This is a genomic window from Microbacterium sp. ER1, assembly GCF_023383675.1.
In the GTDB taxonomy this organism is placed as follows: Bacteria; Actinomycetota; Actinomycetes; order Actinomycetales; family Microbacteriaceae; genus Microbacterium.
The window spans coordinates 173,279-193,040 of sequence record NZ_QCXO01000135.1; the positions used below are offsets into that span (position 1 = coordinate 173,279).

The window sequence follows — 19,762 nt, forward strand, 5'->3', positions numbered from 1 at the left end:
CTCAGGCCTCCAGGGGGCTCATCGGCTGCCACGAGCGGTCGCGGCCGATGCGGCCGCCGTCGCGGAGTCCGCGGAACAGGTTGCTCGTGCCGCGCACCGTGCGCTCGACGAAGACGAGACGGATCAGTTCCTTGAAGAACGTGGCGGTCGTCCCGAGCCCGAAGAGCACCGGGTTGTACACGCCGTGCACGCGGTAGTACTGCTTGATGAAGCCGCGGTTGCGCATGATGTAGTAGCGGTACGCGTTGCTGGACGCGTTCATGTGGCGGATGCCCATGTCCCACTGCCGGATCTCGCGGGTGCGGCGCAGCACGAACTCGTCCACGATGACAGCGGTGGTCAGGCGCGAGGCGAGCCAGCCGTACATCTGGTCGTCCCAGTAGATGAAGAAGCGCGGGTCCGGGAGCCCGATCCGCTGCACGATCGAGCGGTGGATGAACATCCCCTCGAAGCAGCCGCTGTTCATCTCCTTGTAGCCGGAGGAGTCGAATCCCGCCGGGGCGAAGGGGATCGGGATGCCCATGCGCTCCGCGATGCGGTACTGCCAGTAGAACTCGCTGCCGTCGTAGTCGTAGCGCCGCCCCTGGATGCTCTTGAACCGGGGAGCCCAGGCGCCCATCCGGGCGAGACCGTCGGGGAGCACCTCCACGTCGTCGTCCATCATCCAGATCCACTCGGCGCCGAGGTCGTACGCCGTGCGCATACCTTCGCTGAAGCCGCCGGAGCCGCCGGTGTTGGTGTCGAGCCGGCGATAGACCAGCTCCGTGCCGATGTCGTCCCGGAACGACTCCACGACATCCGTGGTGTCGTCGGAGGAGGCGTTGTCGACCACGATGACGCGGCCCGGCTTCGGGTCCATCGCGGTGATGCTCGTCAGGAGTCCCGAGAGCAGGTGCGAGCGGTTGAAGGTGACGATGACGATCGCCGCGCTCGCGGGGTCGAACACGGGGGACTCGACGGTCATGCCTTCTCCTCGAAGATCTGCTGCCAGGACGCGGGCGAGACGAGCTCGGGCAGTGCCTCCCGATACTGCCGCTGGAGCTCCGGCCACCGCCGGCGCAGCTCGGCGTGCAGGCGCATGGTCTCCCGCAGCATCCTGCGGTACTTGGCGCGGTCGCGCGTGTAGATGTTCTTCCCCGAGCCGTCGGCGGCGCTGACCAGCGCGCTGTCGAAGTGCGGCACACGCCACCAGTGGGCGTCCTCCTTGCCGAACTCCACCTGGGGCTGGGCGACGTTGGCGGGGTCGGGGCGGTGCATCCAGTGCGAGACGAGCGTCTTCAGCGTGAAGATGCGCAGCCGCATCCCGGTCGGGTTGTCGTACTGGTTGCGCCCCAGCCGCTGGAAGACCTGGCGCCCGTGGCGGGAGTGCAGGACCCGGGCGGGATCGCGGTGGACCACGGTCTCCGGGTACTCGGCGGCCAGAGCCCGTGCGGCCGGCATCGCGGTGGCCAGGTTCCGGCGCATGTGGTCGGGGCCTGACAGCACGTCCCGCAGTGCTCTCGCGCGCAGGGCCACGGGGTAGTACTGCATCATCATGAGGTGCTTGAGGTCCACCCGGCGGCTGTGCACGAGCAGGCGGCCGCCGCGGGGAGCGTTCGAGTGGAGCAGGCCGGCGACGAGGCGGTTGCGGGCGTGGAAGTAGGCCTGCCAGTCGATGGAGTCGTCCTTGTTCACCCACGACACGTGCCAAAGGGCGACTCCGGGCATCGACACCGTCGCGAAGCCCGCTTCGCCTGCGCGCAGGCAGAACTCCGCGTCGTCCCACTTGATGAATGCGGGGAGCGACAGCCCGACCTTCCGGACGGCGTCGAGCGGGATCAGACACATCCACCAGCCGTTGTAGTCGGCGTCCATGCGCATGTGCAGGAGAGGGGACTGCCGCAGATTGGCCGCCCCGAAGTCGTGGGGCATCTTCTCCTGGTAGAGGTTGCGCCACATGAACGGCTCTTCGTCGACGACCTCGGCCCAGCCGTGCAGCTTGGGGCGGTCGAGGAGGTCGAACATGTGCCCGCCGACGAGGACCGGCGTGGTCGCGAACTGCCCGAAGACGATGGAACGGCGCAGGGACTCCGGCTCGATGCGCACGTCGTCGTCGAGCAGCTGGACGAAGTCGCTCTCCGGCCGCTGGAGGGACTCGTGCATGGCGCGGGCGAAGCCGCCGGACCCGCCGAGGTTGCCCTGCCGGATGACCTGGAGGGTCTCGCCCAGCCGCTCGGCGACCTCGGCGTACCCGTCCTGATCCGCGACGAGCTGCGTGCCCTGGTCGACGAGGAAGATGCGGTCGACGAACTCGAGCGCGTCCGGCGACGCCGCGAGCGCCCGCAGCGTCTCGACGCAGTAGTCGGGCTTGTTGTAGGTCGTGATCCCGAGCGACGCCTTGCCGGTGCGGGCGGGCTCCTGCTCGGTGGTCCACTCGGCGCCCTCGAGGACGGCCGGCTTCTCGTCCGCGACGATGTCGAACCAGATCCAGCCGCCGTCGCTGTACTGGGTGAGGTCGAGGTCGAAGGAGGTCGTCGCCTCGCCGGTGACCTCGCGCGTGGCCACGCGCTGACGCACGCCCGAGCCGTTGGAGCGGTACACGAGGACCGTCGCCGGGCCGGTCGTGCGCACGGTGAGGCGCACCTCCCGGACGCTGGTCCAGTGCTGCCAGTAGGAGGCGGGGAAGGCGTTGAAGTAGGTGCCGAGCGAGACCCGGCGCCCGGCGACGATGCGGGCGCGGTGGCGGCCGAGGATGTTGCCGAGATGTGCGCGGCTGGAGACGCGGACCGGCTCGTCCTCGATCACGGACCACGTCTCGGGGTCGGCGTACAGCGGGAGCAGGTCGGGGTCGCGATCGAGCGGGAAGACGACGTTCTGAAGGACGTGGGCCACAGGGAGGTTCTCCGTTGTTGGTGCCGCAGCCGCTGCCGGAGGGCAGCGCGCGACTCGACGAGCAGTGAGTAGCCTACCGTTGGTCTCCTTCGGATCTGCGGAGAGCCCCGCCTGCGCGCACGACGCGCCTGGCTAGACTGACCGCGATGAAGGTACTGATCACCGGCGGGGCCGGCTACATCGGATCGACCGTGGCGACCGCGTGCCTGGAGGCCGGGATCGAGGTCGTGCTGCTGGACGACCTGTCCACGGGCCTCGCCGCTTTCGGCGCGGGGCGCGACCTGTACGTGGGCGACATCGCCGACGCCGCGGTGCTCGATCGGCTGCTGGGCGACCATCCGGACATCGACGCGGTCGTGCACTGCGCCGCGCGTGTCGTCGTGCCGGAGTCCGTGGCGGACCCCCTCGGCTACTACGACACCAACGTCGGCCGGTCGATCGTCCTGTTCCGTCGTCTCCGCGACGCCGGCATCCACCGCATCGTCTTCAGCTCGTCGGCCTCGATCTACGCGGGGGAGACGGGGGACGGGGTCGACGAGAGCGGCCGCATCGCTCCCTCCAGCCCGTACGCCACCACCAAGGCCATGGTCGAGCAGATCCTCGCCGATGCCGCGGCCGCGGGCGACTTCCGCGCCATCGCTCTCCGCTACTTCAATCCGATCGGCGCCGACCCCCAGCTGCGCACCGGCCTGCAGAACCCCCGGCCGACCCATGCGCTCGGGAAGATCATGCAGGCGCGGGCGGCCGGCGAGCCCTTCACGATCACCGGGACGGACTGGCCGACCAGGGACGGCTCGGGCCTGCGCGACTACGTGCACGTCTGGGACCTCGCGCTGGCGCACGTCGCCGCGGTGACGCGGTTCGACGAGGTCGCCACGCCCACCGAGCCCTACCGGGTGATCAACCTCGGCACCGGCGACGGGGTCACCGTCCGTGAGCTCGTGCAGGCGTTCGAGCGGGTGACCGGTGCCCCGCTGCCGGTCGTCGAGACGGAGCGGCGGGCGGGGGACCAGGCCGGCGCCTTCGCGGTCGTGGAGCGCGCGCGCGACGTGCTGGGCTGGCGCGCGGAGCGCTCCGTCGACGACGGCGTGCGCGACGCGCTGGCCTGGGCCGAGAAGCTCCCGACGGTCCGCTGAGCCCGACGCCTCACTCCTGCGGGCGCAGCGTCGGGATGGCGCCCGTATGGGCGGCGTCGATGTTCTCCCGCCACGACCGGGACTGTCCGGCCCGCAGGGCGCACAGCACGAGCATGAACCAGCCGGCGTCCACGAGCGTGAAGCTCTCGAACATCGAGTCGACCGCCAGGGTGACCAGCGTGATCGGCGTCCACGCGTAGACGACCGAGCGGCGCACGCTCGCGACCAGCCACGAGCGGATCAGCGCGATGCCGCCGAGCAGGAGGAAGAGCACCAGACCCGCGGCGCCGAGCTGGAGCAGCACGTCGAAGAACGCGTTCAGCGCGCTCTGGTGGCGGTCGTCGAGCTGGAAGTTGATGAACGTGAACGGGTACTCCCCGCGCGCCCAGTCGCCGAACCACCCCCACCCGGTGATCGGCTTGACCGCGACGAAGTCCAGGATCATGTTCCACAGCTCCGCGCGCATGGAGAAGTCCGACCCGGCGTCGAGGAGGGCGATGATCTGGTGGCGCAACGCGAACGCCACCGTGAGGGCGAGCGCGACGAGCACCCCCAGGGCCCACTGCACGACGTTGCGACGCGCCGGCGGGGTGTGGCGGACGATGGTGAGGGCGACCGTGACCACCCCGACCGCGCCGGCGAGCACCAGCACGGTGGGCGACGCGGACAGGAACGCGAGGCCGCCGGCGAGGGCGACAGAGCCGACGGCGAGGGGCGGGTCGACCGACTGCGTGCGCCATTCGATCACGAACGTGATGAGGGCGAGCACGGCGATGAAGCCGAGCATGTTGCGACTGCCGAACAGGCCCTGGATGGGTCCGCCGGCCGCGAGGTTGCCCTGGATGCCGAGGAACGCGAAGGGGAGGTCGAGGAGGATCCCGGACAGAATCTCGACCCCGAGCGAGATGCCGAGGAGCACGCGGAGGGTGTCGCCCAGCGCCCGCACGGTCTGCAGGGTGTCGCGGACGTGCCCGATGGTGATGGCGAGGAAGGCGTAGCCGAAGAGCGACAGCCAGCCCAGGATCGTGTCGGAGCGGTCGGTCGTCCACAGCAGGCTCACGAGCGCCCACGCCAGGAACGCCAGCAGCGAGGACGGCGCGATCCGCAGCGCGGACAGCTCCTCCCGCCGCACCCACAGGATCGCCGCGCCGAGCAGGCAGAGCGCGGTGATGACGGTGGCGAGCGTGACCGCCGACGTCATCCGCTCGATCGCGAACGAGCCGAACACCGCCAGCAGCGCCGCGAGCGTGAACGCCCTGGCCATCTCCGCCGAGCCGAGGAGGCGGGCGAGGCGATGCCCCGTCGTCACGGCACCCGCCGCGGCGTCGCGCCGCGCTCGAAGACGAGGTCCCGTTCGCCGACGCCGACCAGCGGCACCGACTTGAGCTTGAAGGACAGGAGCACCAGGAGCAGCCAGCCCCACAGCATGATCGGGGTGGACTCCGTGAGCCCCTGCACCAGCAGCACGACGGTGAACAGGCTGGGCAGCAGCGTCAGCGGAGAGTAGGGGCGATGCGCGTCGAGATCCCATCGCGGCCGGTCGACGGCGAAGAACCAGGAGCGCCAGAGCAGGCTGCCGTACGCGACGGCCATCAGCACGAGGCCGACGATGCCGAGCTGCAGCAGCACGTCCAACCACATGTTGTGGGCGTGGAAGACGGTGATGCCGTGGTCGACGATCCAGCCGTCGAAGGCCGGGTCGGTGGGCACCCAGGGACTCGAGAACCCGTTGCCGATCACGGGGCGCTCCGCGACGCGCTCCAGGACCTTCTCCCAGATCTTGCTCGACCGGCCGGTCAGATCCGCGCTGCGGCCGAGCAGGCCGAGCAGCGGTTCGCGCAGCAGCCAGAGCACGAGGGCGCCCACGGCGGTCGACCCGATCGCGATGACGTAGATCCGGGTGCGCGCGCCCGGTGAGGCGGCGCGCCGCATGAGCAGGGCGACGAGGAGCACGACGGCGGCGGCCCCGGCGCACGCGAGGGCGGTGGCCGACGCCGTGCGGAACAGGAAGTACGCGGCCAGCAGCATCCACAGCGCGAGCGTCGTGCGCCAGCGGGACCTCGCCGCGAACAGCACGCCGAAGGTGATGAGGGCGAAGAGCGACACGATGCCGAGCAGGTTCGCGTTGCCGAGGATGCCCTGGATGCGCCCTCCGTCGAAGAGGTTGTCGCGGACCCAGTACCACTGCGGGTCGATCTTCCCCGGCGGGAGGTCGACGAAGTTCGGCAGCAGCGGGCCGTGCAGGACGAGCGAGACCCAGAGCTCGAGGGCGAGGGACAGCCCCAGGATCCACTTGAACGCGGAGGACAGGGCGCGGACGATCTCGTGCCACGTGAGCACGTGCGCGATGAAGAGGCCGTTCACGGTGACCGCGGCGAACAGGACGCCCGTCGCCACGGTCGGCACACGCCACTGCGACCAGACGACGGAGAGGAGGGCGAGGGCCGCGTAGCCGAGGGCCGCCCACGGCAGCCGGCGCCAGCGGAACGGCTGCGGACGGTTCCGGGCGAGCATCGGGATCCCGATCGCCAGCGTGGCCGCGGTGAAGAGCGCGAGCGTGATCGCCGCGCCGACCTCTCCCAGCAGGTTGTAGACCGCGGAGTGGGCGAACGCCACGAAGAGGACGGCGATGACATACCCGCGCAGCAGGAGGTGCCCCGTGGATTCGCGCTCGGGCGCGGTGGGCGGGGCGGCCACCGGGTGCTTGGTGTACTGGGCCATCGCGACTCAGGCTACCTCGACGGGCCCGGATCCGACCCGTCCGTCGCCCCGGGCTCTACGCTGGGGGCATGCTGCGCAGCCTCACGAACGTGCCCCGCGACTACGCCTGGGGGTCGCCGTCGCTCCTCGCCGAACTCGAAGGGCGCGTGCCGTCCGGGGCGCCGGAGGCCGAGGTGTGGTTCGGCGACCACCCGGGCGACCCCGCCGACCTCGACGGCGGAGGGACGCTGGACGAGGTGACGGGTGGCACGCTGCCCTACCTGCTGAAGCTGCTCGCGGCCGCGCGGCCGCTGTCGATCCAGGTGCACCCGACGAAGGAGCAGGCGAGGGCCGGCTGGGCGCGGGAGAGCGCCCTGCCGCTCGACGACCCGCGACGCAACTACCGCGACGACAACCACAAGCCGGAGCTCCTCGTCGCCCTCAGCGAGCGCTTCGAATCGCTCAGCGGTCTGCGTCCGGTCGCCGACACCCTGCGTCTCCTCGACGCCCTCGACGACGTCCCGGGGGTCCGGTCCCTGCGCGAGCGGCTCACGGGCGCGGCGGACCCGCTCGGAGACGCGATCGGGTGGCTGCTCGGGGGAGAGGCGCAGGCCGCGGTGGACGAGGTCATCGCCGCCGTCCGCCGTGCCGCGGACGGACCCGCGGGTCAGGAGCACCCGTCGCTGCGCGCCGTCGCCGCCATCGCCGAGACCTCGCCCGGAGATCCGGGGGTCGTGGTCGCTCTGCTCATGAACCATCTCGTGCTGCGTCGCGGCGAGGGCGTCTTCCTGCGGGCGGGCCTGCTGCACGCGTACCTCTCCGGTCTCGGCGTGGAGATCATGGCGGCCAGCGACAACGTGCTCCGCGGCGGCCTGACGCCCAAGCGCATCGACGTGCCGGAGCTGCTCGCGATCCTGGACACCACGCCCGGCGAGGTGCCGGTGCTGCGGCCGGAGGGCGACGAGGCCGTGACGACGTACTCCGTGCCGGTGCCGGACTTCGCCCTCCGCCGGGTGCGCCTCGACGGTGAGCCGATCGCCGTGGAGGTGGACGGCCCGACGATGGTGCTGGCCACCGGCGGTGCGGTCCGCGTGGCCACGGAGTCGGGAGCGGACATCGCGCTCCGGGTCGGTGCGGTCGCCTTCGCCGATGCCGAGGAGCGCCGCCTGACGCTCTCGGGCACGGGGGAGGCCTTCGTGGCCACCCCCGGGCACTGATCCGCGCGGGCGCGACACGCCGAGAGACGTCCATGAACCTTCAAGAATCGCTTGAGGGTTTACGATCCGCGACTTGACCGGAGCGAATGACACGGGTGTAATTAGGTGAGCACGGCCCGCCAGGGGGGCGGTTTTTGAAGGGTTGGAGGTCGAGATGACGGGATACCGTTCCGATGTGCCGGAGAACTGGTTCGTCGATCCGGTCAACCTCGGTGTCCCCGGGGTCCGCCGGTCCGACCCGGACGACGACAACGCCCTCGCGTGGCAGAGCGACGCCCTGTGCTCGCAGACCGACCCCGAGGCCTTCTTCCCGGAGAAGGGCGGCTCCACGCGCGACGCCAAGCGCATCTGCACCTCGTGCGACGTGCGAGGCGAGTGCCTCGAGTACGCGCTGGCCAACGACGAGCGCTTCGGCATCTGGGGCGGCCTCTCCGAGCGCGAGCGTCGCAAGCTCAAGCGCCGCGCCAGCTGACGCCTCTCCGCCGCGCGGCTTCGTGGGCGCGCCGGGAGCGGTGCGCTACCCGGCGTGACAGCGCGCATAGGCTGACCACGTCATGCCAGCCCGAGTTCATGCCCTCATCGTCGCGCGCCCCGGCCCCTCCGCACGCGCCCAGCTCCTCCGCACGCTCGACGCCGTGCGCGCCCAGACCGTCCCGCCCGCGGCCGTCACGCTGATCATGTGCGGCGACGCCGCCACCGCTCGGGAGAGCGAAGCGGTCGCCGCCACGGTCGAGGGCATCATCGAGGCGCGGCCCTCGACGTCCTTCGCCGAGGCCATCGACCTGGCGCGCCCCCGCATCCTCGACGGCTCCGCGATCTGGATCCTCGCGCAGGACACCGCGCCGCACCCGCGCGCCCTGGAGCGCCTCACCGGCATGCTGGAGCGCTCGCCGTCCGCCGCGATCGTCGCGCCGAAGCTCGTCGCCACCGACAACGACCGCGAGATCGTGTCCCTGGGTGTGAGCATGACCACCTTCGGCCGCGCGGTGGAGCTCGCGGCGGGGGAGCTGGATCAGGGCCAGCACGATCGGATGGACGACGCTCTCGGCGCCGACATCCGCGGCCTGCTCATCCGCGGCGAGGTGCGCGAGGCCCTGCGCCCCGACCCCGCCCTGGCCGGCGCGGACGAGGGTCTCGATCTCGGCGTGCGCGCTCGGCTCGGAGGCGGTCGGGTCGTGCTCGCCCCGGCGGCGCGGGTCTCCGCCGCTCCGGACGGTCCGGCGGCACTGCCGACAGGACGATCCCGCCGTGCCTTCGTCACCCGTCTCGCGCAACTGCATCGGCGTCTCGCTTACGCCCCGGCGGCCGCAGTCCCCCTGCACTGGCTGACCTTCCTGCCCCTCGCGCTCTGGCGCTCCCTCGCCCATCTCGTCGGCAAGCGGCCGGAGGCGGTGTTCCCGGAGTGGGGAGCCGCCCTCACCGCCATGCTCCGGTTCGGGGCCGTCGCCCGATCGCGGGCTCGGATCCGGTCCTTCCGCTCCTCCACCTGGGCGAGCATCGCCCCGCTGCGGGTCACGCCGTCGCAGTTGCGACGCCGGCTCGACGACGGGCACGGCAGCGAGCACGGAGCCGTCAGCGAGCTCCGCTTCTTCTCCGGCGGCGGGGCGTGGGCGGTCCTGGCCGCTCTCGTGGTGAGCATCGCCTCCTTCACCAGCCTCCTCGCCTGGCCGGCGCTGGGCGGGGGCGGCCTGCTTCCGCTGCGGGAGACGGTCGGCGCGCTGTGGCGGGACGCGGCCTGGGGGATGCGCGGGGTCGGTCTCGACGTCGTCGGCCCCGCCGATCCGTTCGCCGCCGTCGTCGCCCTGCTCGGCTCGCTGTGGCCCGGTGCGCCCTCCTTCGCGGTGGTCCTGCTGTGGATCCTCGCGCTTCCCCTCGCCGTCCTCGGCGGGTGGTTCGCCGCCACCCGGGTCACCGATCGTGCCGGTCTGCGCATCTTCGCCGGTATCGCGTGGGCCCTCGCGCCGACCTTCCTCACCGCGCTCGTCGACGGCCGACCGGCCGCGGTCCTCGTGCATCTGCTGCTGCCGTGGCTGTTCCACTCCGCGGTCGTCGCACACCGCTCCTGGGGCGCCGCCGGCAGCGCGTCCCTGCTCCTCGCAGCCGTCGTGGCGTGCGCACCGGTGCTCGCGCCGGCGCTCGCCGTGCTGTGGGTCGTGGCGCTCGGGATCGTGCTCGGCACCGCGCAGTTCCGCGGCGCCGGCCGCCTCCTCTGGCTGCCCCTGCCCACGGCTGCCCTGTTTGCGCCGCTGATCTTCTGGCAGCTCGCCCACGGCACCCCCCTGGGCCTGTTCGCGGACCCCGGGCTGACCTGGCTCGGGCCGCAGGCCGCGGCCGATGCCGCCGGGCGTCTCGCCCTCGCCACCGGGTTCCCAACCGAGGATCTCGCCGGCTGGGCGACGGTCGTCCCCGGCACCTGGGCGGCACTGCTGTGCGCTCCGCTCGCGCTGCTCGCCCTCGGGTCCGCCGTGTCCCCGCGGTGGCGCGCCGGCATCACTCTCCTGGTCGTCGCCCTGACCGGCCTGGCGACCGCGTTCCTCGCCGTGGGCGTCAGCGTCGCCTTCACGCAGGGCACCGCCGTCCCGATCTGGCCGGGCACCGGATTGAGCCTCGCGTGGATCGGCGTGGTCGGCGCCGCGACGGTCACCCTGGACACGGCCTTCCCGCTGCCTCGGCTCCGCGTCGCCGCGACGGGTGTGGCGGCTCTCGCACTCGTCGCCTGCGCCGTACCTGCCCTCACCGCGCTCCACACCGATCGATCCGCGCTGACCAACGGTCCCGAATCGACGCTTCCGGCGTACGTGCGCGCACAGGCGGCCGGAGACCAGCCCGTCGCGACCCTCATCCTCACGCCGCAGAACGACGGCGGGCTCGCCGTCGAGGTCGTCCACGGCGCCAGTGAGACCCTGGGCGCACAGACGACGATGCTCTCGACCGCGGTCGAGCCCCAGGGCGACGACGTCTCCACCCTCGCGGTGGACCTCATCTCGGCCCGCGACTTCGACGCGCCCTCGGAACTGCTCGACCGGGGGATCAGCTACGTGCTCCTCGCGGCGGTGGACGATGAGGGGGATCGGGCCCGGTCGCTGCGGACCGCGTCCGTGGCGGCCATCGACCAGCGCGCCGGTCTCATGCAGGCCGGGTCCACCGACCGCGGCGTCCTGTGGCGTCTCGAGGGGGAGCCCGCCGCGCCCGCCGAGCTGAGCGGGAGCGCGGAGGGCACGGCGCGCCTCGTCGTGACCGTCCAGCTGCTGGTCGTCCTCGCCGCCCTGCTGCTGTCCATCCCGACCCGTGCGTCGCGGCGCGCCGCGCGGGCGCGGTCCCGCATCGTCGGCCGAGCGCCCGAGGAGCCGCTGGTGCTCCCGCGGCACGCCGAGGATCGCGAGCCGGAGACCGTGGACGAGCCCCCGGTGGGTGCCGTGGAGGACCCGCAGGACGAACCGGCTCTCCGCGACGAGGCCCTTGCCCCGATCGCGGACGCCGAACCAGGGGACGACGGCGCGGATCCGCCGCAGGCGGCGGATGAGGACGACACCACGGGTGCTCCCGACGCGCACGGCGGCCCGGTCGCCGCACGCCAGGACGACGCCCGCACGGCGGAGGAGGACCGATGACCGGCACGCGCGCATTCCGAGTCGTCGCCACGAGCGCGCGCCTCGCCACCGGCGTCGTGGTCGCGGCGGCGTGCGTCGTCGGGGTGGTCGCGGCGGTGCACGCCCCGTGGCCCACCGTGACCCATGAGCCCGCACAGGAACAGGTGACGCCGCTTCCCGGGGACAGCGTCCTGCTGTGCTCCGGCGACTTCCGCGCCCTCGGTCGGAACACGGCGGCGCCGCTGGAGATGCGCGCCGCGGGCACGCCACGGGTGACCGCGGGAGGCACGTCGGGTGCACCGACGTCGTCCGGGCTCGCCGCCCCTGACCTCGTGGACGGCGACGACGTCCCCGTGCTCACCGGCGCGGTGGAGGGCCGGTCGGCGCCGCTGATCGCCGGAGCGGAGTCGGTGAGGCTCGCCGCCGACGACCTCGCGGGCCTCGCGGCCTCGCCCTGCGGCGTGCCGCGCCTGGAGTCGTGGTTGATCGGCGGGTCCGTCGGCACCGGTGCGGAGGACGTCGTCCTGCTCGCGAACGCCTCCGATGTCGCGGCGACCGTGACGCTCGCCGTCTACGGGACCGCGCGGGGCGGCCGCACGGTGATCGTGCCGCCGCGCACGCAGACCGCCCTTCCGCTGACCTCCGTCGCGGCGGGCAACGACGTGCCCGTCGTCAAGGTCAGCGCCGTCGGAGCCCCCGTGCGTGCCGTGCTGCAGTCCGCCCTGATGCGGGTGCTCGACCCCGTGGGCGCGGACCAGCAGGAGGCGGTCGCCGGCCCGCAGCAGCACCTCGTCCTCCCGGGGGTGCAGGCCTTCGAGACCGAGGGCGACCAGGGCGACATGACCGTTCTCCGCCTGCTCGCCCCCGGAGCGGACGCCACGGCGCGCGTGCGGGTCACGGGGCAGAGCGGTGCCGCCGGACTCGACGAGTTCGTCGTGCCGCTCACCGCGGACGAGCCGACGCAGGTGTCGCTGAGCGGACTGGAGCCCGGGACCTACACCGTGGAGATCGATGCGGACGCACCGGTCGTCGCCGGAGTCCGGCAGCAGGACGGCTTCGGGGCGGACTCCGACTTCGCCTGGGTGACGCCCGCACCGCAGATCGACACCGAGGTGGCCTTCGCGGTCCCCGCGGGGCCGAGCCCGAAGCTGCAGCTGGCCAACCCCGCGGACGAGGAGGTCACGGTCACCCTCCGCACGATCGAGGGAGACGCTCCGCAGGAGATCACCGTTCCGGCCGGCGGCACCCGCGCGGTCGAGGTCCGCGCCGATCGGTCCTACCTGCTCCAGCCGGCGGGGCCGGTGCACGCGGCGGTGACGCTGACGGGAGCCGGGGCGCTGGCGGTCCTGCCGGTCCCCGCGCCCGCCGGGGTGGAGAGCTCGATCACCGTCTATCCCTGAGCAGGGCGGGCGGCGCGTTCAGTGATCGTGCCCCAGGTCCCACGGCTCGCGGCCGACGTATTCGGCCGCGGCACGGAAGACGGCGCTCTCGATCGCCAGCCGGCGATGGGTGGCGTCGTCGTGGCCGGGGGGAAGGAGGCGCTCGATCGGGATGCGGAAGAGCACGATCCTCCGCCGGTCCCGGTCCAGGTGCCAGCGGGGCACCTCGCCGTCGGCCTCGGCGCTCGGCAGCGCACCGATCTCGAAGCGGACGTCCTGGAGCTCCGGCCACGTGCCGCGGAGGAACTCGACGGCGGTCCCGACGGTGAGGTCGAAGCGGTCGATGCGCCCGTCCAGCGGGGCGAGCGGGGGCTTCACGACCTCGCTGCGGCCGAGCCGTCCGTGCCGGCCGTGTCGCGCGCCGCGACGGACACCGGAGACGGAGGCGGATCGACGACGGGGCATGCCGAAAGTCTAGGCGCTGCGTACCCGCCCGGCGCGGCACCGCCGCCCGCGCGGCCGGGAGCCGTACGCTGACGGTGATGGACGGACGACTGTGCTCGAAGGTCGGCTGCGCGCGAGAGGCCGTGGCCACCCTCACCTATGACTACGGCGACCAGATGGCCGCGCTCGGCCCGCTCGGCGCGGCCAACGACCCGCAGGCGCACGATCTGTGCGCGCCGCATGCCGATCGGCTGTCGGTTCCCGCGGGCTGGCTGGTCGTGCGTCACGAGGCCCTCCGCGCCTGACCGAAGACCGCCGCTCGAGGAGAACCACGGGTGCGGGCCGCCCTCAGACGCCCAGGCGCCGCCCGGTGAGCTTCTCCGCCCGACGGTCGGCGTTCTCCAGCGCCCGCCGCTCCCGCTCCCGCCGCAGCACGGTGACGCCGACCAGGACGAGCTCCGCGGGCGCGGCCGGCACGGGGGAGACGTACGGTGTCGCCTCGGCCAGCAGATCGGCCGCCACGCGCTCGCGCGCCGCCGGGAGCATGCGCGGGGCGCTCACGAGGAACTGCGAGATGCGGCGGGCGAGGCGGTCGGGGAGACGGGCCACGTCGGCGACCTGCGCCCACCCCGCCAGCGCGGGAGGCAGGACGGGAGCCGGGGTGAAGAGCTTCGGCGTGCGCACCCGCTGGCTGTAGGTCCCGGCGACGAGGTCGCCCAGCCGCTGGGATCGCGCCGTGAAGGCGCCGACCAGGACCGCGAGGCCGCCGAAGGTGAGGTAGATCTCCAGCACACCGAGCAGGGCGCGGATGAACGCATGCCGGAACCCCGCCGCGCCGCCGTCCATCCGCACGATCCGCCCGCCGACCGCGAGCTTGCCGAGGCTGCGGCCCTTGAGGGCCACCTCCATCGTGATCGGCAGGACGACGAAGCTGACGACGAGGGAGGCCACGAGGGCGATGCGATCCGTGGCCGGGTCGAGCACGCCGATGTCGAGGAGCCAGAGGCGCAGGAAGATCGATCCGACGAAGACGGCGTAGCCCAGCAGCATGTCGATCACGGCCCCCGCCGCCCGGAGGAGGAACCCCACGGGCTGCACGTCGATCGCGACCGCCTCTCCGGAGAGCACCTCGTCGGAGACGTCGATCTGCGCGGACATGAGTACAGTAAATCAGGTGGATGCCGATGCCCTCGCCGATGCGCGCCGGTCCGAATGGGAGCGGTTGGACGCCCTGAGCCGGGCTCGTCTCGACGGCGCCGGCGTCGACGAGCTCATCGTGCGCTATCGCGCCGCCTCGGCCGACCTCGCGGAGCTGAAGACCTCCGTCGGCGAGTCGCCGCAGGGCGCCTACCTCTCCACGATCCTCGTGCGCGCGCGACTCCGTCTCACCGGCGCCGCGGACAGCATCCTCACCCAGACGGCGCGCTTCTTCCGGCTGCAGCTGCCGGCGGCGCTGTACCGGCTGCGATGGACGACCCTCGTCATCGCTCTCGCCTTCGTGGCCGTCGCCGTCGGGACCGCCGCCTGGATCGCGAGCGATCCCGCCCTCGTCGCCACCCTCGGTCCGCCCGACGCCCTCCAGCAGTATGCCGACGAGAGCTTCACCGGGTACTACACGGAGAACCCCGCCGCGGTGTTCATGGGCATGGTCTGGACGAACAACGCCTGGATCGCGATGCAATGCGTGCTGTTCGGCGTGACCGGGATCTGGCCCGTCTACATGCTCGTGCAGAACGCCCTGGGCCTCGGCACGTCCGGAGCCGTGATGGCGATCCACGACAAGGCCGACCTCATGGTCCTCTACATCCTGCCGCACGGCATGCTGGAGATGACCTGCATCTTCGTCGCCGCGGCCGCCGGCCTGCACATGTTCTGGGCGTGGGTGGTGCCCGGCCCCCGCACGCGCGGTGAAGCGCTCGCCACGGAGGGCAGGGCGCTGGCCACGGTCGCCCTCGGACTCGTGTTCGCGCTCTTCCTCTCCGGACTCGTGGAGGGCTTCGTCACCGGCTGGGCGCTGCCCTGGCCGGTCAAGATCGGCATCGGGGCGGCGGCGCTCGCGGTGTTCCTCATCTACATGCTCGTCGTGGGCCGCCGGGCGCACCTGCGGGGCGAGACCGGCGATCTCGTGGAGTACGAGTCGGGCACGCCACGGCTCGTCGCGGGCTGACGCCTCCGCGGACCGCGGTCAGAGCCGTCCCGCCGCCTTGAGCTCGAGGTAGCGGTCGGCGATCCGGGGCGGCAGATCCTCCGGGTCGGCGGCGATGGCCTCCCCGCCCGCCCGGCGGATCGCGTCCGCGACGTTCTCGGCGTCGCGAAGCGTGCGCTCGGCGGCGGCGGCGAGGTAGACCTCCTCGCGGGACCCCCGGGCACGGGCGAGCGCGGCGATGCCGTCATCGGTCACCGACCCGACGAGCACCGTGGTGGCCCGGGAGGCATCGGGGAAGGCCCCGAGGAAGCCCCGGGCGGACTCGGCCGCGTCCTGAGCGGTGAGCACGACGATGAGGGAGGGGCGGGTCGTCAGGGTGCGCACCGCCGCGAAGGCCGCGTGCCAGTCCGTGTCGACGAGACGGGCGTGCACCGGGGCCATGGCGTCGGTCAGCGCGGGCAGGAGCCCGGTGCCGTCCACGCCGGTGACCCGCGCCCGGGTGACACGGTCGTGCATGAGCAGGTGCACGTGATCACCGGCGCGGGAGGCGAGCGCGGAGAGCAGCAGGGCCGCCTCCAGCGCGGCGTCGAGTCTCGTGCCGTCGCCCACGCGTGCGGCCGCCGTCCGTCCGGTGTCGACGATGAGGACGACGTGCCGATCACGCTCCGGGCGCCAGGTGCGGAGCATCGTGGTGCCCGCGCGTGCCGTCGCCCGCCAGTCGATCGAGCGCACATCGTCGCCGCGCACGTACTCGCGCAGAGAGTCGAACTCCGTGCCCTGGCCGCGTACCTGGATGCTCGTGTTCCCGTCGAGCTCGCGCAGGCGCGCGAGCCGCGACGGCAGGTGCTTGCGCGAGGAGAACGCCGGCAGCACGCGGATCGCGCCGCGGACGGGGTGCCGCGCCTGGCGGCCGGCGAGGCCCAGCGGGCCGCGGGAGCGGAGCACGACGAAGGCGCTGACCAGCTCGCCGCGGCGTCGCGGACGGAGCGGGATGTCCACGCGCCGGCGCTCGCCAGGCGGGATGCGCAGGTGCTGTCGCGACTCCGGCGCGCCGGCGGTGGGCTGCCAGGCGTCGCGGAGGAGGACGTCGAGCAGTCGGGCCCCGCGGTTCTCCACCGCCACGCTGACCGGGATCTGCTCGCCGAGACGCGCACGCGCCGGGACGCGCCGGGTGACGGTCGCCGCGCGGGGGTCACCCGCGAAGACGAGATCGACCACGACGAGGAGCACGCAGAGCCCGATCCATCCGCCCAGCACGGCGTACGGCGGGTACCCCGCCAGTCCCGCGAGGACCAGCGGCACGATGCCGACGGCGAGGGCGACGGCGAGGCGGCCCGTGACGAACACCTAGATCGGCACCCGGGTCTGCTGGACCACCGACGTCAGCACGGCGTCGGCGGACACGCCCTCCATCTGGGCGTCGGGGCGGAGCTGCAGGCGATGCCGCCACACCGGGACGAGCATCGTCTGGACGTGGTCCGGGGTCACGGCGGTGGAGGCGTTGAGCCACGCCCATGCCTTCGCCGCGGCGAGCAGGCCGGTCGAGGCCCGGGGACTGGCGCCGAGCTCGACGGAGGGGGACTGCCGGGTCGCGCGGGCGAGGTCGACCACGTAGCCCAGGACATCGTCCGTCACGTCGACCCGCGCAGCCGCCTGCTGCGCGGCACGGATCTCGTCGGCGCCGATCACCGCCTCGACGCCGGTGAGCTCCCGCGGGGAGAAGCCCTGGGCGTGGCGTCGCAGCACGGACACCTCCGCGTCCCGCTCCGGCATGCCCACGACGAGCTTCATCAGGAAGCGGTCGAGCTGCGCCTCCGGCAGCGAGTACGTCCCCTCGTGCTCGATGGGGTTCTGCGTCGCCGCGACGAGGAAGGGATCGGGCAGCGCGCGGCTGACGCCGTCCGCGGAGACCTGGCGTTCCTCCATCGCCTCCAGGAGCGCCGCCTGGGTCTTGGGAGGCGTGCGGTTGATCTCGTCCGCGAGCAGGATGTGCGTGAACACCGGTCCGGCGCGGAAGTCGAACTCCCCGGTCCTGGCGTCGTACACGAGGGATCCCGTGACGTCGCCCGGCATCAGGTCGGGGGTGAACTGGACCCTCTTGGTGTCGAGCCCCAGAGCCCGCGCGAACGAGCGCACCACGAGGGTCTTCGCCACTCCGGGCACCCCCTCGAGCAGGACGTGGCCGCGGGCCAGGAGCGAGACGAGCAGGCCGGTGACCGTACCGGCCTGGCCGACCACCGCCTTGTCGACCTCGGTGCGGACGCGGTGCATGGCCTGGCGCAGCGCGGCGTCGTCGGCGGGACTGTTCTCGTCGGTCACGGGGTCTCCTCGGCTTCGGTCGGGAAAAGGATGCGGGGTGGGCAGGTGCTCATGCGTCGCTCCGTGGGGTCTGCGCGCTCGTCTCCACGGCGGTCTCCAGCTCGTCGAGGCGTCGGGCGAGGGTGACCAGTGCCGCGTCGTCGGTGGGCGGCGGTCCCGCCAGCAGGCTCTGCAGCGTGCCGCGCGGGATCCGCAGCCGGTCGGCGGCGGCGTCCGCCACCTCGTCCGCACTCGCGTGCACGGCCAGGCCCAGCCGCCGCGCCAACCGCCGACGGGTTCCCTCTCGGAGCGCCTCGGCCGCGTGCGGGGCGTCGGCCGCCCTCGCCGTCAGACGGGCGCGTCCGTGCATCGTCTCCGAGGCGCGCACGGTGACCGGCAGGGTCTCGGCGACGAGCGGACCGAATCGTCGGCCCCGGGCCACGGCCACGGCCAGGCCCGCGGTGAGCAGCAGCAGGATCGCCGGGGTGACCCAGTCCGGGGTGAGGGTGCCGAGCGTATCGGGGGTCGCGCCCTGGATGTCGGTGTCCTCGTAGGACGGCACGTACCAGACCACGCGCGCGGTCTGTCCGAGCAGGGCGAGACCGAGCGCGGCGTTGCCGTCCTCGGCGAGGGTCGCATTGCTGAAGAGCTTGACGCCCTCGACGACGGCTCGGTGTCCGTCACGGTCGTCCACGAGCACGGCGGCCGCATCGCCGTCGGCGAAGCAGCCGGTGACACCGTCGGCGGGGGCGAAGAGTCGATCGGGACGGATGTCGCCGACCTCGGCGAACGCGGGCACGGCGCACGCGGCCGGCCGGGGGGCCGCCGAGCCGGAGGCATTCTCGCCGATCGCCAGCTCGGAGAGGAGGTGCGTGCCGGTGGAGAGGAAGACCACACGGTCGGCCGGCGCGAGCAGATCCGCCAGAGCCTCGTCGGAGAGCGTGTAGGGGTTGGTCAGGGCGAGCGTGCTGTCCTCGTCGAGGGCGGCCGCGGCTGCCGCCCGGGAGCGGACGACCTCGACCTCGACGCCCTGATCCCGGAGGAGCTCGGCGAGCGCCAGGGCGCCGGTGTCGGACCGGCTCTCCGGGTCGAGCGCGCCCCGCGCACCGGGACCGGTCGCGGCGAGCTGCGAAGCCGCGAGGGCCACGGCGATCACGAGCACCGCGACGAGGACCCATCCCCACAGGGACGCGGTGCGACGCTTCGGCCGCTCCGCGGTGGTGTCGACGGCCTCGTCGGGAGGGGCGGTCGTCGTCATGCCGGCACCGCCTCTGGGCGGTGGGCGCGGAGCCGCTCGTCGGTCGCGGCGAGGTGGCGGTAGTCGTCTTCGGCGGCGGGATGGCGCAGGTACCGCACATCGTCGAAGGACGCGGCGGCGCGGCGCAGGGACTCGGCCTCCTCGGCGAACACCGCGCTCGCGGACCGGGCGATCGACTGCGCGGTCGCGCCGGGTGCCGGATCGATGAGATCGCGCTCGAGCAGGCTGCGGGCGATGGCCCGATAGCGCAGCACGACAGCCGTGTCCCAGTCGTTCTGCCGTGCGCTGCGCTCGGCATCGGCGCGGAGCTGCGCGGCGCTGCGATCGTCGGCGGCGCCGAGCAGGTCGCCCTGGGGGCGGCGGATCGCTCGCGACCGTCGGGGGCGTCCCCAGACGAGCAGAGCGGTGACCAGGGCCGCCGCGATGAGCACCGTGACGACGATGAGCGCGGTGGGGCCGACGTTCGCCCCGTTGTCCCCGCTGAAGAGGTCGCCGAGGAAGCGCATCACGTCGCGCGCGAACAGATCGAACCAGGTGGGCTTCGCGTCCGCGTACCGCGGGTTGGACAGCTCCTCCTCGGCCCAGCGCCGTGCCTCCTCCCCGTCCGGGACGAAGACGTCGTCGAAGCGCCGCATCATGGCTGCGGGGGGCTGCCCGGAGCCGTCCATCCGCCTCCCGCATCGGCATCGGCGGGGGGCGAGGCCGGGGGCGCCGGCGCGGGTG

General features: G+C 73.0%; 17 protein-coding genes. 7 read left to right on the plus strand and 10 right to left on the minus strand.

All coding sequences use genetic code 11. The features are described from left to right. Window position 1: 1 nt before the first annotated feature. On the minus strand, window positions 2–964 hold the full coding sequence (locus BV453_RS10325) for a glycosyltransferase (protein WP_025103026.1): 963 nt from the start codon (window positions 962–964) through the stop codon (window positions 2–4). Beyond that, window positions 961–2,871, minus strand: a complete 1,911-nt coding sequence (locus tag BV453_RS10330; RefSeq protein WP_249521537.1) for a glycosyltransferase — start codon at window positions 2,869–2,871, stop codon at window positions 961–963. Before BV453_RS10330 ends, BV453_RS10325 begins: the two co-directional genes overlap by 4 nt. Before the next feature lie 146 nt (window positions 2,872–3,017). Between BV453_RS10330 and galE the strand changes: the two genes are divergently transcribed. Further along, window positions 3,018–4,007 carry a UDP-glucose 4-epimerase GalE gene (gene galE / locus BV453_RS10335; RefSeq protein ID WP_249521538.1) on the plus strand — a complete coding sequence of 330 codons (990 nt, stop codon included), beginning with the start codon at window positions 3,018–3,020 and terminating at the stop codon, window positions 4,005–4,007. Window positions 4,008–4,017: 10 nt separating this feature from the next. On the opposite strand, the gene BV453_RS10340 is transcribed toward galE, so the two are convergent. Together BV453_RS10340 and BV453_RS10345 are read right to left on the minus strand one after the other, a co-directional pair. Continuing rightward, window positions 4,018–5,316 carry an O-antigen ligase family protein gene (locus BV453_RS10340; RefSeq protein WP_231729425.1) on the minus strand — a complete coding sequence of 433 codons (1,299 nt, stop codon included), beginning with the start codon at window positions 5,314–5,316 and terminating at the stop codon, window positions 4,018–4,020. After that, window positions 5,313–6,728, minus strand: coding sequence for an O-antigen ligase (locus tag BV453_RS10345; RefSeq protein WP_249521539.1), 1,416 nt, complete (start codon window positions 6,726–6,728; stop codon window positions 5,313–5,315). The genes BV453_RS10340 and BV453_RS10345 overlap by 4 nt, the downstream gene beginning before the upstream one ends. Before the next feature lie 68 nt (window positions 6,729–6,796). Here BV453_RS10345 and manA point away from each other — a divergent pair, with 68 nt between their 5' ends. The 4 genes from manA to BV453_RS10365 all read left to right on the plus strand — a co-directional run bounded on the left by manA (window position 6,797) and on the right by BV453_RS10365 (window position 12,914). Next, entirely contained in the window at window positions 6,797–7,924 is a 1,128-nt protein-coding gene (manA, locus tag BV453_RS10350) for a mannose-6-phosphate isomerase, class I (RefSeq protein ID WP_249521540.1), read from the plus strand. Between the two features lie 154 nt (window positions 7,925–8,078). Continuing rightward, window positions 8,079–8,396 (plus strand): WhiB family transcriptional regulator, encoded by a 318-nt coding sequence (locus BV453_RS10355; protein ID WP_025103032.1) that lies wholly within the window; start codon window positions 8,079–8,081, stop codon window positions 8,394–8,396. 82 nt (window positions 8,397–8,478) lie between these two features. Then, entirely contained in the window at window positions 8,479–11,535 is a 3,057-nt protein-coding gene (locus BV453_RS10360; protein WP_025103033.1) for a glycosyltransferase, read from the plus strand. After that, window positions 11,532–12,914, plus strand: coding sequence for a DUF5719 family protein (locus BV453_RS10365; protein ID WP_085607147.1), 1,383 nt, complete (start codon window positions 11,532–11,534; stop codon window positions 12,912–12,914). The genes BV453_RS10360 and BV453_RS10365 overlap by 4 nt, the downstream gene beginning before the upstream one ends. Before the next feature lie 18 nt (window positions 12,915–12,932). Here BV453_RS10365 and BV453_RS10370 read toward each other — a convergent pair whose 3' ends face one another. Next, window positions 12,933–13,358 (minus strand): hypothetical protein, encoded by a 426-nt coding sequence (locus BV453_RS10370; protein WP_249521541.1) that lies wholly within the window; start codon window positions 13,356–13,358, stop codon window positions 12,933–12,935. Between the two features lie 77 nt (window positions 13,359–13,435). On the opposite strand from BV453_RS10370, the gene BV453_RS10375 reads away from it, so the two are divergent. Beyond that, window positions 13,436–13,642 (plus strand): DUF3499 family protein, encoded by a 207-nt coding sequence (locus BV453_RS10375; protein ID WP_025103036.1) that lies wholly within the window; start codon window positions 13,436–13,438, stop codon window positions 13,640–13,642. 43 nt (window positions 13,643–13,685) lie between these two features. On the opposite strand, the gene BV453_RS10380 is transcribed toward BV453_RS10375, so the two are convergent. Then, entirely contained in the window at window positions 13,686–14,495 is an 810-nt protein-coding gene (locus tag BV453_RS10380) for an RDD family protein (protein ID WP_025103037.1), read from the minus strand. A 16-nt stretch (window positions 14,496–14,511) separates the two neighbouring features. Here BV453_RS10380 and BV453_RS10385 point away from each other — a divergent pair, with 16 nt between their 5' ends. Further along, window positions 14,512–15,504: a stage II sporulation protein M gene (locus BV453_RS10385; RefSeq protein ID WP_249521542.1), complete on the plus strand. Its 993-nt coding sequence runs from the start codon at window positions 14,512–14,514 to the stop codon at window positions 15,502–15,504. An 18-nt stretch (window positions 15,505–15,522) separates the two neighbouring features. Here the strand turns inward: BV453_RS10385 and BV453_RS10390 are convergent, their stop codons facing one another. The 4 genes from BV453_RS10390 to BV453_RS10405 form a co-directional block, all read right to left on the minus strand. Beyond that, on the minus strand, window positions 15,523–16,830 hold the full coding sequence (locus tag BV453_RS10390) for a DUF58 domain-containing protein (protein WP_025103039.1): 1,308 nt from the start codon (window positions 16,828–16,830) through the stop codon (window positions 15,523–15,525). Then, entirely contained in the window at window positions 16,831–17,754 is a 924-nt protein-coding gene (locus tag BV453_RS10395; protein ID WP_231729611.1) for a MoxR family ATPase, read from the minus strand. Window positions 17,755–17,851: 97 nt separating this feature from the next. After that, window positions 17,852–19,039 carry a DUF4350 domain-containing protein gene (locus BV453_RS10400; protein WP_025103041.1) on the minus strand — a complete coding sequence of 396 codons (1,188 nt, stop codon included), beginning with the start codon at window positions 19,037–19,039 and terminating at the stop codon, window positions 17,852–17,854. Further along, a partial coding sequence (locus BV453_RS10405; protein ID WP_249521543.1) for a DUF4129 domain-containing protein occupies window positions 19,036–19,762 on the minus strand: 727 nt, incomplete at its 5' end. The genes BV453_RS10400 and BV453_RS10405, both read right to left, overlap by 4 nt.

What these genes read in the sequence shown, in the direction of transcription:
- BV453_RS10345 (WP_249521539.1), bottom strand. Translation starts at nt 6,728, where the DNA reads ATGGCCCAGTACACCAAGCACCCGGTGGCCGCCCCGCCCACCGCGCCC.
- BV453_RS10360 (WP_025103033.1), top strand. Translation starts at nt 8,479, where the DNA reads ATGCCAGCCCGAGTTCATGCCCTCATCGTCGCGCGCCCCGGCCCCTCC.
- manA (WP_249521540.1), top strand. Translation starts at nt 6,797, where the DNA reads ATGCTGCGCAGCCTCACGAACGTGCCCCGCGACTACGCCTGGGGGTCG.
- BV453_RS10370 (WP_249521541.1), bottom strand. Translation starts at nt 13,358, where the DNA reads ATGCCCCGTCGTCGATCCGCCTCCGTCTCCGGTGTCCGTCGCGGCGCG.
- BV453_RS10365 (WP_085607147.1), top strand. Translation starts at nt 11,532, where the DNA reads ATGACCGGCACGCGCGCATTCCGAGTCGTCGCCACGAGCGCGCGCCTC.
- BV453_RS10395 (WP_231729611.1), bottom strand. Translation starts at nt 17,754, where the DNA reads ATGCACCGCGTCCGCACCGAGGTCGACAAGGCGGTGGTCGGCCAGGCC.
- BV453_RS10355 (WP_025103032.1), top strand. Translation starts at nt 8,079, where the DNA reads ATGACGGGATACCGTTCCGATGTGCCGGAGAACTGGTTCGTCGATCCG.
- BV453_RS10375 (WP_025103036.1), top strand. Translation starts at nt 13,436, where the DNA reads ATGGACGGACGACTGTGCTCGAAGGTCGGCTGCGCGCGAGAGGCCGTG.
- BV453_RS10325 (WP_025103026.1), bottom strand. Translation starts at nt 964, where the DNA reads ATGACCGTCGAGTCCCCCGTGTTCGACCCCGCGAGCGCGGCGATCGTC.
- BV453_RS10380 (WP_025103037.1), bottom strand. Translation starts at nt 14,495, where the DNA reads ATGTCCGCGCAGATCGACGTCTCCGACGAGGTGCTCTCCGGAGAGGCG.
- galE (WP_249521538.1), top strand. Translation starts at nt 3,018, where the DNA reads ATGAAGGTACTGATCACCGGCGGGGCCGGCTACATCGGATCGACCGTG.
- BV453_RS10400 (WP_025103041.1), bottom strand. Translation starts at nt 19,039, where the DNA reads ATGACGACGACCGCCCCTCCCGACGAGGCCGTCGACACCACCGCGGAG.